This is a genomic window from Candidatus Solincola tengchongensis (genome assembly GCF_015711935.1).
Classification (GTDB): domain Bacteria; phylum Actinomycetota; class Geothermincolia; order Geothermincolales; family RBG-13-55-18; genus Solincola_A; species Solincola_A tengchongensis.
Genome location: NZ_JACVJJ010000079.1, coordinates 1 through 14798 on the forward strand (window position 1 = coordinate 1; position 14798 = coordinate 14798).

Consider the following 14798-nt stretch of genomic DNA (forward strand, 5'->3'; position numbering starts at 1 on the left):
AGTATGGCCCGGCCCAGCTCGAAGACCAACTCCGCCGTCCTTTCCTCTATCTCCTCTATCCCCTTCGCTTCCTCCGCAAGACGTAGTATGATTTCGTTCAGCAAGAGAGATCACCCCTTTCTTCCTGTTAACTTAGCTTGTTTTGTCAGGATGATAGGGTGGTCTCTCGACTCTTTTCAACCCGGAAAGCGCCTACTGAAACGATACAGCACCGATTAGGATCAAACGTTTGGGGGGTCTCCACTTCACTTCCGCCGATTTGCTTGTTTTGCCGGGAGGATCGGGTGGTCTCCAAACTCCCCCCAACCCGTGAGGGCCTGCCGAAACGATGCGCCGCGCCTCACGGCCGAAGGCATGTCTTTTCCATCCCTGGCGAGGGGAGGCCGTCCTTGGGCCGTAATGATGTCCATGAAGGGGGAAAGGCCGTTTTCGCTTGGTCTGATGGATCGGCGTAGGTAAAGCGCGCGCGGCCATATGCCGAAATAAATCTTAAATGTCCCGCAGGCGGTAAGCGGGTCGTCGGGGACCTAGGCTTGACCGGTGGGGCGAACCCGCGGAGCCGCCGGGGAGGCGATATTGCCGGAGGGAACGGAACACGGGTTGAATCCGAGGTGTTGACTTGGCGAGGATAGGGAAGTTCATCGTCCGCGATTCGGATATCGACCGCGTCAAGCTGGAGATCATCACCTTCTTCAAAGACAATCCGGAGACCGTGGACAGCGCCGAGAGGATCGGCATGCGCCTGGGAAGGTCGAAGGAGGAAGTGGAGAGGTCCCTGGAGGAGCTGACGGAGAGCGGGATCTGCTGCCGGCTTGACAGCCGGCCGCAACCCATCTACATGTATTACGCCACGGCGCGTATCCTCCGGCGCCTGGCCGAACTCGCTCCCTATCTGGACTACGACGTCCAGCTCGAGCTGGTGGAAAAGCTTCTAGCCCGGCACGGCGGGACGCCTTGAAGGGTTCCCTCGCCGCTGAATGCGGATGGCTCTTGTCGCACCCCCAGCCGGCGACGACCCTCATGGGGAGGAAGACCCTGGATGGACGGGACGGCGGGGGGTATTTCACAGCCATTCTCAAAACCCTTTCTTCCTCGTGTAGGATAGCCGGGATCTGCGGCCTTGAGCGAAGGGAATGCCGTGGGCGGACGGGAAGGTGGGGCTTCACCGGTGATCCTTCCGACTCGGTAATCCTCGCGTAAGATGGTCTTCGTCCTTGGTCGAGAAAGACGGGGCTTGAGGTGATCGCCCGGAGAGGGACATCGCGGCGTCCCGAGGCATACCGGCCCCGGGCTGTTCTCCGGCCTCGCCGGTCGATAATCTAATGATGGATCTAATGATGGGTAAGGTCGTCGGCGATCGCGTCGGCGGTTGGCGGCCCTTGTGGGGCTCGGGCGGGCGCGAAAAAGGGATGTGGGAAAGATGGCGGATGTCGGCAGGGGCAGGCTCTACCTGGTGGGCACGCCCATCGGGAACCTCGAGGACATCACTCTCCGGGCGCTGCGCGTGCTGCGCGAGGCCGACCTCATAGCCGCCGAGGACACCCGGAGGGCCCGCAAGCTGCTCGCCCGTTACGACATCCATACCCCCCTCACCTCCTACCACGGGCACAACGAGAGGGAGAAGGCCCTCGCCGTGGCCCGGGAGGTGGAGGCGGGGAAGAGGGTGGCCCTGATCAGCGACGCGGGTATGCCCGGGGTGGCGGATCCCGGTTTCCGGGCCGTGGAGGAATGCGTCCGGCGGGGCCTGGAAGTGGAGGTGGTCCCGGGCCCCAGTTCCCTCACCGCGGCCCTGGCCCTTTCCGGCCTCCCCCTGAGGCGCTTCCGCTACGAGGGGTTCCTGCCCCCATCCAGGGCAAAGCGGCGCTCGCGCCTCATGAGCCTACTTGGAGAGGGAGAAGCGGTGGTCCTCTACGAGGCCCCGCACCGCCTTCTCGAGACCCTGAGCGACATCGCGGAGATGGCCCCCGAAAGGCCGGTGGTCGTCGCCCGGGAGCTGACCAAACTCCACGAGGAGGTCCTGCGGGGCACGGCCTCGGAACTTTTAGGGGTGCTGGCCGAGAGGAAACCCCGGGGGGAGTTCGTCCTGGTGGTGGCGCCGGGTGGGGAGGCGGAGGCGCCACCCCTCCCGCGGCTGGCCGAGGAGGTGGCCGCCCTGGTGCGCGGGGGAGAGCGGACACGGGAGGCGGTGAGGGCGGTGGCCAAGAGGCACGGGGTCTCCCAGAGGGATGTCTACCGCTCCTGGCTGGAAAGCAGGGGGGGAGGGCAGGGAAGCTCGTGAGGCGGCAGCCGGAGCGGTTTCCGGGGAAGGGGACGTCTCGGAACGCGAGTGCCCGAAGAACGGGGATGCCCAGAAGAGACGCCGGGGAAGGTGGAATTTTCCAGTATCCACCGGGGCTGCGTGCTCCTGATGCTGGCCAGCTGGGGAGTTTTCGGCTTCATCTTCCCCTTTTCCTCCGTCGAGCCCGGTGTTTTCCTGGTCCGCAGCAAGGGGCAGGGAGTGAAGAGGGACCTCAACCTGACGGCCCTCCTCGCCTGGCCGTCCTTCTTCCTTTCCCTGGGAGGGAACTCCCTGGAATAGGGGTTCCTCAGGGCTGATGGATTGGCCTGGGGATGGGTGTTCTGCGGGGCGGCGGGGCGTCCCGGCGTGTGGGGTCATCCCCGCACGAAGGGGTCGGCAAGGCGCAACTCCTCCAGGGGCACCCCCTTCAGCTCGGCCACCTTGGAGGCGACGAGCACCAGGCGGGCCGGGGAATTGGGCTTCCCCCGGTAGGGGTGGGGAGAGAGGAAGGGGCAGTCGGTCTCCACGAGGAGGCGGTCCAGGGGGAGGGCACGCACGATGTCCTGCAACCTCCTGGCGTTGTGGAAGGTGACCGGCCCGGCCACGGATATGTATCCCCCCATCTCCAGGACGGCGTGGGCCATCTCCAGGTCCCCGGAGAAACAGTGCATGACCAGCTTTCCATCGAAGGGGGCGTACTCCTCCAGTACGCGCAGGGTCTCCGCGTGGGCCTCCCGGTCGTGGACCACCACCGCCAGGCCCAGCTCGCGCGCCAGCTCGAGCTGGGCGCGGAAGGCGCGCTCCTGGTCCGGGCGGGGGGAGAGGTCGCGGTAGAAATCCAGCCCGGTCTCGCCGATGCCCACCACCGCAGGGTCCGCGGCAAGCCGCTTCAACTCCCGCAGGGCCTCCCGGTCCATTTCCCCGGCGTCGTGAGGGTGAACGCCGACCACGGCTCGGACACCCGGGTAGGTGTGGGCCATCTCCACCGCACTACGGCTGGACTCCAGGTTGATGCCTACGGTGACCACCCCGGCAACCCCGGCCTCGCGGGCCCGGCGGAGGGCCTCACCCACGTCCTCTCCCAGGAGGTCGAGGTGGGCATGGGTGTCCACCAGGGCGAGGGGCGGGTGGCCATGACCCTCCCGGGGCGGGACCTCCGGGACCGCCGGCCCTCGCGCTCTCCTACCCGGCGCGCTCATTTCTTCCGGGGGAAGAGGGGCTCTCCCTTGCTCACCCTCTGCCCGGGGGGGAATAGGCCCCAGGCGGCGGCCTCCGGGAGATGGTGGGCATGGATGGGATCGGCGAAGCCCAGGCGCCGCCAGATGCCCTCCCCGGTGGCGGGCAGGAAGGGGACCACCAGCAGTGCGGTCAGCCTGACCGCCTCCACCATGTTGTAGAGGACGGTGTCCAGCCTCCTGGAGAGCGTGGGGTCCTTGGCCAAGTCCCAGGCGGCGGTCTCGTCCACGTAGCGATTGATCGCTGCCAGGAAGTTCCAGATGGCCTGCAGGGCCTCGTTGAAGGCCAGCCGCTCCATGCTCCGGTCGACCTCCGGAAAGACCCGGGCGGCGCTCTCCCGCAGGGCGACGTCCGGTTCCTCCTCCCGGTCCGAGGGCTCCGGGACCGTCCCGCCGCGGTAGCGCTCCACCATGGCCAGCACCCGGCTGACCATGTTCCCCAGGGAGTTGGCCAGGTCGGCGTTGTAGCGCCCGGTCATGTTCTCGCGGGAGAAATTGCCGTCGTAGCCGAAGGAGAACTCGCGCAGGAAGTAATAGCGGTAGGCGTCCACGCCGTACTCGTCGATGAGCTCGTGCGGGCTGATGACGTTGCCCTTGGACTTGGACATCTTCTCTCCCTCCACGGTCAGCCAACCGTGGGCGAAGACCTGGCGGGGGAGAGGGAGGTCGGCGGCCATGAGCATGGCCGGCCAGACGATGGCGTGGAAGCGCAGGATCTCCTTACCGATGAGGTGTACGTCGGCTGGCCAGGTGCGGCGGAAGCGCTCCTCGTCGAGCCCGTAGTCGATGGCGCTGATGTAGTTGAGGAGGGCGTCGAACCACACATACATCACCTGGCTCTCGTCGAAGGGAAGGGGTATGCCCCAGGTGATGGTCTTGCGGCTGATGCTCTGGTCGGTGAGGCCCTGCTTGATGAAGCTGATGACCTCGTTGCGCCTGATCTCCGGCTGCACGAACTCGGGGTGGGACTCGATGTGGGAGAGCAGCCGGTCGGCGTAGGCGGAGAGCCGGAAGAAGTAGTTCTCCTCCTGCACCATCTCCACCTCCCTCCCGCACTGGGGGCACTTCCCGTCCACCAACTGGGAGGGGAGCCAGAAGGACTCGTCGGGGACGCAGTACCAGCCCTCGTAGGTGTCCAGGTAGATGTCCCCCTTGTCGTAGAGGAGCTGGATGAACTTGCGGGCCACCTCCACGTGTTTGGGGTCGGTGGTGCGGATGAAGTAGTCGTTGCTTATGTTCAGGCGCTTCCAGACCTCGGTGAAATGCACCACCATGCGGTCCGCCCACTCCTGAGGAGACACGCCGTGGCGTTCGGCGGCGCGGGCCACGTGCTGGCCGTGCTCGTCCGTCCCGGTGAGGAAGAAGACCTCCTCACCCTTGAGGCGGTGGTAACGGGCGAGGGCGTCGGCGGCCACCGTGGTGTAGGCGGTGCCGATGTGAGGCATGTCGTTGACGTAATAGATGGGCGTGGTTACGTAAAACGATTTGTTCATTTTTTCCTTCCTATGCAAAAAAAGGTAAAATTTTCTTGACATCCTTTTCCGCTCGTTCCTATAATTATAAGCCTGGAATGAACGCTTGTTGTCAAGGATAAAGCTGGTATGGACCCGGCCCTGAGGGCCGGAAAAACGAGGAAAGGGTGGGCGAGACATGAAGGCGACGGGTATCGTGAGGAAGATCGACGAACTGGGGAGGATAGTCATCCCCATGGAGCTCCGTAGGACCCTGGACATCAAGGAGCGCGACCCCATCGAGATCTTCGTTGACGGGGAGAGGATCGTCCTGACCAAGTACAAGCCGGGGTGCGTGCTCTGCGGAAGCGCGGAGAACACGCGCACCTTCAAGGGGAACCGCATCTGCCAGAAGTGCATCAACGAGCTGAAGCGCAAGTAAGAGGATTGTGATTTTCCCGGGGGCGGGCATGCGGCCCGCCCTTTCTCTTTGTGTGGCCTTCTCCCCGCCGCTGCCGCCGCGTTCGGGTCGGTGAGGGGGGCGCGGCGGAGGATTCGCGGGGGGGTTCACGCCCGCCTTGCGCCCTTGTCGCCGGCGTGTCTTCCGGCGAGCGTGGAGGGGAAAGGCGCTCTTTCCCGAAGCACGTCCAGGAGAGCTCTCACCGGCATCCCTGAAGCCGACCTTTCCGTATCGGGCAGCGCCGCCCGCTGGGAGGGTGGTCGAGGGCGAGGAGCGTCGGAGGGAAGATGGCGGCTGGCGTACGCGCGGTGCAACGTCCGGGGCCACGGACGTCCAGGAAGAGCAGGTTGCGGGGGCGTTCCTTCCCGATACCAGCCATCTTCCCCTTCTCCGGTGCCGCGGGAGGTGGCGTTCCGGATCGGGCAGCGCCGCCCGCTGGGAGGGTGGTCGAGGGCGAGGAGCGTCGGAGGGAAGATGGCGGCTGGCGTACGCGCGGTGCAACGTCCGGGGCCACGGACGTCCAGGAAGAGCTAGTTGCGGGGGCGTTCCTTCCCTATACCAGCCATCTTCCCCTTCTCCGGTGCCGCGGGAGGTGGCGTTCCGGATCGGGCAGCGCCGCCCGGTAGGGAGGGTAAGCCGTGGGAAAATGGAGCCGGCTTCGGAGGAGAGAGGAACGGCCGCTCTTACGTGCCCCGGCGATCGGGGCCGAAGGCGGTGAGGGAGTTTATTACAAACGGTGGCCGTGTGCCGACCGGCGGATATGCGCACGGGTGGCCGAACGGGAAGTGCTCGAGCCGGCTGTTTTGCCGGAAAGACGGCCGGGAGCTCACGGGCCCAGAAGGCGGTGGAGGCCCAGGAGTTCGCGAAGGGAGAGCTCCTCGGCCCGCGCGGTGGGTGGGAGCCCCAGCTCCCGCAGGGCGGAGGCCACCTCCTCCCTGGAGCGGTAAGGCCTCCTGCCCCCTCCAAGCGCATTTACCAGCATTTTCCTGCGGTTGGAGAAACAGGCGTCCAGGAAGAGGAAGAAGGAACGGACGTAGTCCGTCCCGGGCACGGGGCCCACTCTCTCCAGACGCAGGAGGGTGGAGCCCACGCGGGGTGGGGGGAGGAAAACGGTGGGGGCCAGCTGGGCCAGGCGGCGGGGCCGGGCCAGGAACTGCACCTTGACCGACACCGCCCCGTAAGAGGGTTCCCCCGGGGAGGCCAGGTAGCGGTCGGCGAGCTCCCGCTGTACGGTCACCACCAGGAGCCTGGCCTGCGGGAGTTCCCGCATTATCCGGAGCAGGAGAGGGGTGGCCACGTTGTAGGGCAGGTTGGAGACCACCTTGACCCGCTCTTGGGGGGAGAAGAACCCGGCCAGGTCGATGCGCATGGCGTCGCCCCTCACGGTGAGGAGGTTGGGCCGCTCCCCGAGCATCTCGTCCAGCACCGATTTCAGGCGCGCGTCCACCTCCACCGCCACCACCCGCCCGGCGCGTTCGCAGAGCTCCTCGGTGAGGGTCCCGATCCCGGGCCCTATCTCCAGGACGGCGTCGCCGGGTCCGAGTTCGGCCCCCTCGAGAATGCGGTTCAGCACGTTGGAATCGACAAGGAAATGCTGCCCCAGGGAGCGACTGAGGCGTATGCCGTGCCGCTCCAGTATCTCCGCCACCACGCTCGGTTTGGTAAGTTCTCCCATTTACGCCTCCCAGGGGGACGGGAAAGCGACTTTCCGCGTCGCCTTCGGCTCTGCATGGCTTCGCGCTTCCCGCCTCCGCGCCGGCACCCGGCGGCGGGCAAAGCGTTTCCCTGCGGCTTTCCGCTCTCTTCCCGGAGGGGAAACGGGCTTCCTCATGTTGCGGTCACGCCGGCGGGGGTCCACACGACCTCGCGGCGTCCGGGCCTTCACGCCTACATGATAAACCCGGGCCGGCGCCGACGTCCCCGTGCCCCGCTTACCTTAAAAGGGAAGCTCGGCTTGGGGAAAGAGCGTTACCCGGTGCGGAGGGATGGCTGGGACGGTGATAAGATAGACGAAAGGTGGGACGCGTAAAGGACGGAGGCCTTGTACGGGAAGCTCCTGCTGAAGGCTCCGGCGAAGATAAACCTCTACCTCGAGGTGGGTCCGCGCCGCGGGGACGGCTACCACCGGGTGCGTACCGTGCTCCAGGCCGTGGAATGGTTCGACTTGGTGGAGCTGGAGCTGGAGCCGGGGAACCGCGGCATCCACCTGGAGGTGGAAGGGGGAGCCCCGTCCGGGGAGGACAACCTCTGCCACCGCGCCGCCCGGCTGTTCCTGGAAACGGCCGGCATATCCGCGGGGGTCAGGATAAGGCTGACCAAGGAGATACCGGTGGCGGCGGGTCTGGGGGGAGGGAGCTCGGACGCCGCCGCCGTGCTTCGCGGACTGGAACACCTCAGCGGGGCCGGGCTTGGGAAAAGGGAGCTCTTCCGCCTCGCCTCGCGCCTGGGTTCCGACGTCCCCTTCTTCCTGGTCGGGGGGACGGCCCTGGGGGAGGGGCGGGGGGAGGTGGTGACCCCGGTGGAAGAGGCTCCTCCGTTCCCGGTGGTTCTGGTAAATCCCGGAAAAGGTCTCTCCACGTCGGAGGTCTACCGGCGTTTCGACCTCCTCCCCCCCGCCGAGCCTCCGGCCGGCGGTCCACGGCCCCTCCTGGATTCGCTGGCCGCGGGGGACGCGGCGGGCGCGGCCGCGCATCTCTACAACGCGCTCCAGGACGCGGCCTGCGCGCTCCTTCCGGAACTGGCGGGCCTCCTGGAGGCCGCGTGCCGTTCCGGAGCCCTGGGGGCACTGGTCAGCGGGAGCGGGCCCACGGTCTTCATGCTCGCTCCGGGGCGCGAAGAGGCCGAACTCCTCGCCTCGCGCATGGGGGAGGTGGCCCCCCTGGTCAAGGTGAGCAGGTTCTGCAGCCACGGCGTGGTCATCGTGGAGCCCGCGCCCTGACGCGGAAAAGGGGGATGTGGCCGGGTTTTCTTGAAAACCCGGACGGATGAGAATAATATGTTTATAAGTTTCCGGCGGTAGACTCATTGGGGGAAGACGGTGGAGATCACAAGGGTTACCGTGCGCGAGATCGACATGAACATGGTCAAGGGGATCGCCAGCATCATCATCGACGATTGCTTCGTGGTCCACGACCTCAGGGTGGTCGACGGGGATAGGGGGTTCTTCGTGGCCATGCCCTCGCGGAAGCTGCCCAACGGGGATTTCAAGGACATCGCCCATCCCCTCAACGCCGAGACCCGGGAGAAGATACAGAGAGCGGTCCTTCACGAGTTCTTCAAGATGAAGAAGGAGAAAGGAGAGCCGGTCCCCGAGGACGCGGTCTGAGGGGCGGGTCTGATGGGGCGTGGCCAAGCGGTAAGGCAGCGGCCTTTGGAGCCGCGATCGTAGGTTCGAATCCTACCGCCCCAGCCAGTATGAAGGAGGGCTGTGAGCCCTCTTTTTTTCGCTCCCGCTCTCTTTATCGCGCCGGGGGAGGGTGGAACGTGCCCGGCGGGGGCACACGGGCTGCCGCTTTGCATGCGTGGACCCTTTGTCTCGTGGGTGATGCCTAGGCATGTGAGGTAAGCGAGGGTGCGAACAAACACGATTCCGTAGCCGAGCGCCGCCCGCGGGTCGCCGTCGGGGATCTCCGGCTCGATGGCAAGGTTTGGTCTGTCACCGGGTCTCGGATACAATAATGGCGTCGACAGAAAGCCAGATAAAGGGAGAAGAGTTGAGCCGCCTGGCCCTGGTCCTCGCCGCGGGCGAGGGGACGCGCATGAAATCCGACCGGCCCAAAGTGCTGCACGCCGTGTGCGGCAAGCCCATGGTGGCCTGGGTGCTGGACGCCCTGCAGCCCCTCAGGGAAGAGGGCCTGATCGACCGCGTACTGGTTGTTCTGGGAAGCGGTGCCCACGAGGTGGCTTCCGTGGTCGGCGACCGCGCCGAGTGCGTCCACCAGGAGGAGAGGAAGGGCACGGGCCATGCGGTGATGGTCGCCGCTCCCCAGGTGAGGGAAGACGAGGTCCTGGTGCTCACCGCCGATTCCCCGCTCATCACCACGGGAACCCTCCGCGCCCTGATAAGGAGGCACGAGGAGAGGCGGCCGGCGGCCACCATCCTCGCTGCGGTGCTCGAGGACCCCACGGGATACGGGAGGATAAAGAGGGACGAACGGGGGGCGGTGGCCGCCGTGGTGGAAGAGAGCGAAGCGGGCGAGGAGGAGCGGTCCATCCGGGAGGTGAACACCTCCACCTACGTCTTCGACTGGAAGCGGCTGGAAGCGGTGCTCCCCCGCCTGAGGCCGGACAACGCCAAGGGCGAGTACTTTCTGACCGATGCCCTCGCCCTTTTAGCCCGCGAGGGAGTTCTGGAAATATATACCACTCAGGACCCGGAGGAGGTGCTGGGGGTCAACTCCAGGGTCCACCTGGCCATGGCGGAGGAGATCATGCGCGCCCGCATCAACCGGCGGTGGATGGAGGAAGGAGTGACCATAGAGGACCCGGCCACCACCTATATAGGTCCCGAGGTGGTCATCGGGAGGGATACCGTCCTGCGGCCCATGGTCATCCTGGAGGGCAGGACGGTGGTCGGGCGCGACTGCCTCCTGGGGCCCGGGGTGCGCATCGTGGACTCCCGCCTGGGGGACGGGGTGACCGTGGAGCAGGCGGTGATCAGGGAGAGCGAGCTCGAGGACGGGGTGAGCGTGGGCCCCTTCGCCAGCCTACGGCCGGGCACGGTGCTGCGCGCCGGCTCCAAGGCGGGGACCTTCGTGGAGATGAAGAAGACCGTGGTGGGGAGGAGGAGTAAGGTCCCGCACCTCAGCTACATGGGGGACGCGGAGATCGGTGAGGACGTGAACGTGGGGGCGGGGAGCATCACCTGCAACTACGACGGGGTACGCAAACACCGCACGGTGATCGGGGACCGGGCCTTCATCGGCAGCGACACCATGTTCGTGGCCCCCGTGCGCATCGGTGAGGGTGCGGTCACCGGTGCCGGTTCCACCATCACCAGGGACGTGCCCCCGGGGGCCCTGGGGATCGAGCGCAGCAGGCAGAGGAACGTCCTTGAATACGGTAAGAGGGCCAAGAAGGAGGCGGAGGGACTTGAAGGAGATAACCCGTAAGAAGTTGATGATCTTCAGTGGAAGGTCTTATCCGGAGCTGGGGCGCCGGATCGCCGGCCACCTGGGGATAAGCCTGGGGAAGGTGGAGCTCAAGACCTTCAGCAACGGGGAGCTCTACGTACGCTACGAGGAGAGCGTGAGGGGCTCGGACGCCTTCGTCATCCAGACCTGCACGGAGCCCATAAACGACCACCTGATGGAGCTGCTGCTGATGATAGACGCCCTCAAACGGGCCTCCGCCAAGCGCATCTCCGCCGTGATTCCCTACTATGGGTATTCCCGCCAGGACAAGAAGACCCTGGCCCGGGAGCCCATAAGCGCGCGGCTGGTGGCGGACATGATCCGCGTGGCCGGAGCGGACCGCATCCTGACCATGGACCTGCACGCCGGACAGATACAGGGTTTCTTCTCCGGCCCCATGGACCACCTCACCGCCGTGCCCCTGCTGGCCTCCTATATCTCCCGCAACGTGGGCGACGACGTGGTGGTGGTATCGCCGGACGCCGGTCGGGTGAAGATGGCCAAGAAGTACGCCGACCATCTCGGGGTGCCCATGGCCATCCTCCACAAACGGCGGCCGGGCCACAACCAGGCCGAGGTCCTGCACATCGTGGGAGAGGTCAAGGGGAAGACGGCGGTACTGGTGGACGACATGATCGACACCGCGGGGACCCTGGCCGCCTCGTCGGAGGCCCTAGCGGGAGCGGGGGCCAAGGAGATATACGCCTGCGCCACCCACGGCATCTTCTCCGGTCCGGCCAAGGAAAGGCTAGACGGATGCCCCCTGAAGAAGGTGGTGGTCACCGACACCCTTCCCATCCCCGAGGAACGGCGTTCGGAGAAGGTGGAGGTGCTCTCCATCGCCTCCATATTCGCCAACACCATCGCCAGCGTCTTCAAGGACGAATCGGTGAGCGAGCTCTTCGGCGGCGACAACCAGCCTTGAGATGCCCGCCCGTGGGGCGTGCAGGCGGACCGAGTTGCCTTGTGAAACGCGGTTTTTCCGGCCCATCCGCACGCTTCAGGTCTGGCATGGGGCCGGACGGGCGCCGGCCGAAGGTTCATTCCTCCAGGGCCCGGAAGAGGCTCTCCGCCTCCTCCTCCCCGGAGGCGATGCGGGAGGAAAGCTCCTCCACACCGGCCATGAGCTCATCCATGCGGTTTAAGGTGGGCATGAGATTGGAGGGGTTGTCCGTGTAGGGAAATCCTTCCAGCGCCGCGGCGCTGAGTCCGATGAACTCCCCGAAGAGCTCCAGCACCTTCAGGTTCAGGTCCACCAAGTGTTGCATGGCCGCGGCATAGGAGGTGTACGCCCCCTCTCCCTCGCCGCGCAGGAGGTCGATCCTTTCCTTCACCGTGCGAAAGGCGGAGGCGGCCTCGGGGATCAGGTCCCGGGCCTCCCTGATGAGGGCACCGGCACGCGAGGGTAGGTCTTCCGGGTTCCGCGAGCGCAGCACCTCTTCCATGGCGGAGGGGAATTCCTTGACCTCCGCCAGCACCGCCCGCGCGGAGATGTAGCTGGAGCGGGTCTCCCGGGCATAGCGCATGGCCCGCGGAGTGCATCCGGCGAAAAACGCCCAAGCGAGAGCCGCCGCCAGGATGAGAACGGCGGAGGAGGACGGGAGATGGTGGGGTAGAACCATTCCGGGTCTCCCCTCGCGGGGCGCCCTTCCTCTCCTTGCCCGTGCGGCTGCGTGCCTCACCCCGAGCATGATTCCGCTCCTCACAGTCCGTGTTCCCGCGAGTAGGCGTCGGCCTCCTCCGCGGCTTCCGCCCCGCGCCGCAGGAGCTCGGAGACCTCCTCCGTGAGGCGGCCTATCTCCTCCACGTAGTAGGACAGCTGTTCGGCGCTCTCGGCCATGGGTATCACGTCCAGCATGTCGTGGACGGCGTCCAGCAGTTCCCGGTTCAACCTTACCGCTTCCAGCACCGGCTCCACGGCGTCCAGGGCCAGCAGGGCGTAATCGCGGTATTTGCCCGCCCCTTCGGCGTCCGCCGCTTCCCGCAGGAGGTCGCGCGACCGCGTGTAGCGCGATTCCAGCTCTTCCACGTCCACCATGGCCATCTCGGCCAGGGACCTGCCCTCGGCCAGGGTGTCCTCGATGGATGGGTAGCGCTGGCCCAGGGAGTTGAAGCGTTGGTCCAGAAGGAGGAGGTCCTCGAGAAGCTCCCGGGAGGATGAGATGATGCCCACCGCTTCCCTCGTCTTTTCCGCTGCTTCGGTGGGCTTGCCCCCGCAGCCTACGACCGCCGTGGAGAAGAGTAGGAGCAGGGCGGGAAGTAGCGCGATCAGTACTTGCCGGTTCACTACGGGGCATAGGGATTCGCGCCTCCCTTTCCCCCTGCACCTCCCGGGTGCTATCTTCTCCACGTCCCTCCTCTCCTTCGTCTCTTCACTGCCTTTCCCTCCGCCTTCCGGGTGCATTCTTCTCCCCCGGTGCCCTTTTCCCTTCACCGCTCCACCTCACGGCGCCGCGGGGGGAGGAGGGGCCGGGGGAGGCAAGGGCTCGCCGATTCGTTGGTTCGTCCGGCGGTCCTTCCCTTGCCGCCGGTTCCTTTTCCGGCTCAGGAGGCGGGGCGGGTGTTGAAGAGGTTCATGGCCGTGTCCAGGCCGTCCATTATCACCGCCTCAGCGGCCTCCGCCGCCCTCTCGCACCAGGAGAGGAACTCCTCCAGTTCTTCCCCGCGCATCTCCGCGAGGACGTACTCGGCGGGGTCCACTCCCTCCGGCGGCCTCCCCACACCCACCCTCACGCGGGGGAACTCCCGGGTCCCCAGATGCTCGATGATCGACTGGACCCCCAGGTGGCCACCCGATGAGCCGCCCATGCGGATGCGGATGGTCCCTGGCCGCAGGTCGATGTCGTCGTGGATGACCAGTATGTTCTGCGGTGCCACGTGGAGCTTGCGCCTCAACCGGCGCGCCGCCTTCCCGCTGAGGTTCATATAGGTGAGGGGGCGGGCCAGAAAGACGCGCTCGGTGTAAAAGTCCGTCTCGGCCAGGTCATATCCCCTCCCTCGCTGGAAGGAAGCCCCGTGGTCGCGAGCCAGCATCTCCACGGCCCAGAAACCCGCGTTGTGGCGGGTCCAGCGGTAATGCTCCCCCGGGTTTCCCAGACCGAACACCAGGAACATGACCCTTCCCCATGAAAAGGGGCGGCCGTGCCGCCCATGCAGGCGTTGGTGACGATTAGATTACAAGCAAGGGCTCGATGGTGCGACCACTTGCGCGCCGCTCCGCCGCAGCCGCCCTTATCCCTCTTCTCCGGAAGGCCCGGTGGTCTCTTCTTCGCCTTCCGCCGGGGCGGAGGCCTCTCCCTCGGGGCCCGCTCCCTCCACGGATTCTGCCGCCGCGGACTCCTCCTCCGGCTCGGCCTCGAAGAGCGTGCGCACCACCCGGGCCGCCTCCCGGACCCGCTTGGGGGTCACGGCGGCCACTATCTCCTCCGGCTTGTTCAGGTACTTTATGCCTTCCAGCCGGGGCAGGTCGGCCACCCGGAGGCTCTCCTTGAGGTTGAGGTGGGATACGTCCACCTCTATGCTCTCCGGCAGGTCCTTCGGGAGGCACTGCACGCGCACCTCGTAGAGGTAGTGGTTGAGAATGCCTCCCGCCTTGACCCCTACCGCCTCGCCGGTGAAGTGCAGGGATACGGTGGCCTGGATCTCCTCGTCGTCGTGTACCTTCTGGAGGTCGACGTGAAGGATGTGGTCCTTGAGGAAATCCCTCTGTACCTCCTTCACCAGGACTGTGTGCTCGCCGTCCTCCGCTCCCTCCACTCTGAGCTTCACCAGTCCGTGGAGGCCTCTTTCCCTGCGCAACGCGGCCAGGAAGGTCCTCTCCTGCAGGGCGATGTGGAGCGGCTCGAAGCGGTGCCCGTAGAGGACGGCGGGGATGAGGCCGGAGCGCCGCAGTTTCTTGGCCGCCTCCTTGCCCTTTTCCGTCCTGGTCACGGCGATGAGTTCCGTCTGCATTTCCAACACCTCTTGTCCGGGATGTTCTTCACTCCGTGGCGTAAACAATTTAACAATTATATGTAAAGCCCACCCACCCCGCAACCCGCCATGAGAGAGCAGTTGCTGTCTACAAAAAGTAGGCACCCCATCCCGACAAAACCTCAACACGCTATCCTCTCATGTCCCGCAAGCGCCTTGAGGACGTCCTTCACCCAGGGGTCTCCGCTCCTTGTCTCAAGAAGCGGCATGTGCTTTTCGAGCCAGGCTTCGGGATTCCTCCTCACCTCCTTTCTGAGGGAGGCCATGGCC

The 14798-nt window shown here is 65.9% G+C and carries 15 protein-coding genes and 1 tRNA gene; 9 read left to right on the forward strand and 7 right to left on the reverse strand.

Translation table 11 applies throughout. The features are described from left to right. Positions 1-619: 619 nt before the first annotated feature. The 3 genes from H7007_RS06685 to H7007_RS06695 all read left to right on the forward strand — a co-directional run bounded on the left by H7007_RS06685 (position 620) and on the right by H7007_RS06695 (position 2578). The gene (locus tag H7007_RS06685; RefSeq protein WP_287154118.1) at positions 620-958 is read left to right on the forward strand and encodes a hypothetical protein; all 339 of its coding nucleotides are present in this window, start codon (positions 620-622) and stop codon (positions 956-958) included. A gap of 462 nt (positions 959-1420) precedes the next feature. Next, positions 1421-2278 (forward strand): 16S rRNA (cytidine(1402)-2'-O)-methyltransferase, encoded by an 858-nt coding sequence (gene rsmI, locus H7007_RS06690; RefSeq protein ID WP_287154120.1) that lies wholly within the window; start codon positions 1421-1423, stop codon positions 2276-2278. Positions 2279-2368: 90 nt separating this feature from the next. Next, positions 2369-2578, forward strand: a complete 210-nt coding sequence (locus H7007_RS06695; RefSeq protein ID WP_287154122.1) for a hypothetical protein — start codon at positions 2369-2371, stop codon at positions 2576-2578. Between the two features lie 74 nt (positions 2579-2652). Here the strand turns inward: H7007_RS06695 and H7007_RS06700 are convergent, their stop codons facing one another. Together H7007_RS06700 and metG are read right to left on the reverse strand one after the other, a co-directional pair. Continuing rightward, positions 2653-3477 carry a TatD family hydrolase gene (locus tag H7007_RS06700; RefSeq protein WP_287154123.1) on the reverse strand — a complete coding sequence of 275 codons (825 nt, stop codon included), beginning with the start codon at positions 3475-3477 and terminating at the stop codon, positions 2653-2655. Further along, positions 3474-5264, reverse strand: a complete 1791-nt coding sequence (gene metG, locus H7007_RS06705; protein WP_350340626.1) for a methionine--tRNA ligase — start codon at positions 5262-5264, stop codon at positions 3474-3476. The genes H7007_RS06700 and metG overlap by 4 nt, the downstream gene beginning before the upstream one ends. On the opposite strand from metG, the gene H7007_RS06710 reads away from it, so the two are divergent. Further along, entirely contained in the window at positions 5164-5406 is a 243-nt protein-coding gene (locus H7007_RS06710) for an AbrB/MazE/SpoVT family DNA-binding domain-containing protein (RefSeq protein ID WP_287154127.1), read from the forward strand. The two genes, metG and H7007_RS06710, sit on opposite strands and share 101 nt — an antisense overlap. Before the next feature lie 844 nt (positions 5407-6250). Here H7007_RS06710 and rsmA read toward each other — a convergent pair. Further along, a complete protein-coding gene (gene rsmA / locus H7007_RS06715; RefSeq protein WP_287154129.1) occupies positions 6251-7099 on the reverse strand; it encodes a 16S rRNA (adenine(1518)-N(6)/adenine(1519)-N(6))-dimethyltransferase RsmA in 849 nt (282 codons plus the stop codon). Positions 7100-7465: 366 nt separating this feature from the next. On the opposite strand from rsmA, the gene ispE reads away from it, so the two are divergent. The 5 genes from ispE to H7007_RS06740 all read left to right on the forward strand — a co-directional run bounded on the left by ispE (position 7466) and on the right by H7007_RS06740 (position 11481). Beyond that, the gene (ispE, locus tag H7007_RS06720) at positions 7466-8362 is read left to right on the forward strand and encodes a 4-(cytidine 5'-diphospho)-2-C-methyl-D-erythritol kinase (protein ID WP_287154131.1); all 897 of its coding nucleotides are present in this window, start codon (positions 7466-7468) and stop codon (positions 8360-8362) included. Positions 8363-8461: 99 nt separating this feature from the next. Further along, positions 8462-8749: a septation regulator SpoVG gene (spoVG, locus tag H7007_RS06725; RefSeq protein ID WP_287154133.1), complete on the forward strand. Its 288-nt coding sequence runs from the start codon at positions 8462-8464 to the stop codon at positions 8747-8749. A gap of 13 nt (positions 8750-8762) precedes the next feature. Continuing rightward, a tRNA-Gln gene (locus H7007_RS06730) sits at positions 8763-8836 on the forward strand. 265 nt (positions 8837-9101) lie between these two features. Next, complete coding sequence (glmU, locus tag H7007_RS06735; protein ID WP_287154134.1) at positions 9102-10535, forward strand: bifunctional UDP-N-acetylglucosamine diphosphorylase/glucosamine-1-phosphate N-acetyltransferase GlmU; 1434 nt, start codon at positions 9102-9104, stop codon at positions 10533-10535. A 7-nt stretch (positions 10536-10542) separates the two neighbouring features. Beyond that, positions 10543-11481, forward strand: coding sequence for a ribose-phosphate diphosphokinase (locus tag H7007_RS06740; protein ID WP_350340627.1), 939 nt, complete (start codon positions 10543-10545; stop codon positions 11479-11481). A gap of 115 nt (positions 11482-11596) precedes the next feature. Here H7007_RS06740 and H7007_RS06745 read toward each other — a convergent pair whose 3' ends face one another. The 4 genes from H7007_RS06745 to H7007_RS06760 all read right to left on the reverse strand — a co-directional run bounded on the left by H7007_RS06745 (position 11597) and on the right by H7007_RS06760 (position 14507). Continuing rightward, a complete protein-coding gene (locus tag H7007_RS06745) occupies positions 11597-12178 on the reverse strand; it encodes a hypothetical protein (RefSeq protein ID WP_287154137.1) in 582 nt (193 codons plus the stop codon). An 80-nt stretch (positions 12179-12258) separates the two neighbouring features. After that, positions 12259-12906 (reverse strand): hypothetical protein, encoded by a 648-nt coding sequence (locus H7007_RS06750; RefSeq protein ID WP_287154139.1) that lies wholly within the window; start codon positions 12904-12906, stop codon positions 12259-12261. Positions 12907-13100: 194 nt separating this feature from the next. Further along, the gene (gene pth, locus H7007_RS06755) at positions 13101-13670 is read right to left on the reverse strand and encodes an aminoacyl-tRNA hydrolase (protein WP_287154141.1); all 570 of its coding nucleotides are present in this window, start codon (positions 13668-13670) and stop codon (positions 13101-13103) included. 117 nt (positions 13671-13787) lie between these two features. Next, complete coding sequence (locus tag H7007_RS06760; RefSeq protein WP_287154142.1) at positions 13788-14507, reverse strand: 50S ribosomal protein L25; 720 nt, start codon at positions 14505-14507, stop codon at positions 13788-13790. Positions 14508-14798 lie beyond the last annotated feature (291 nt).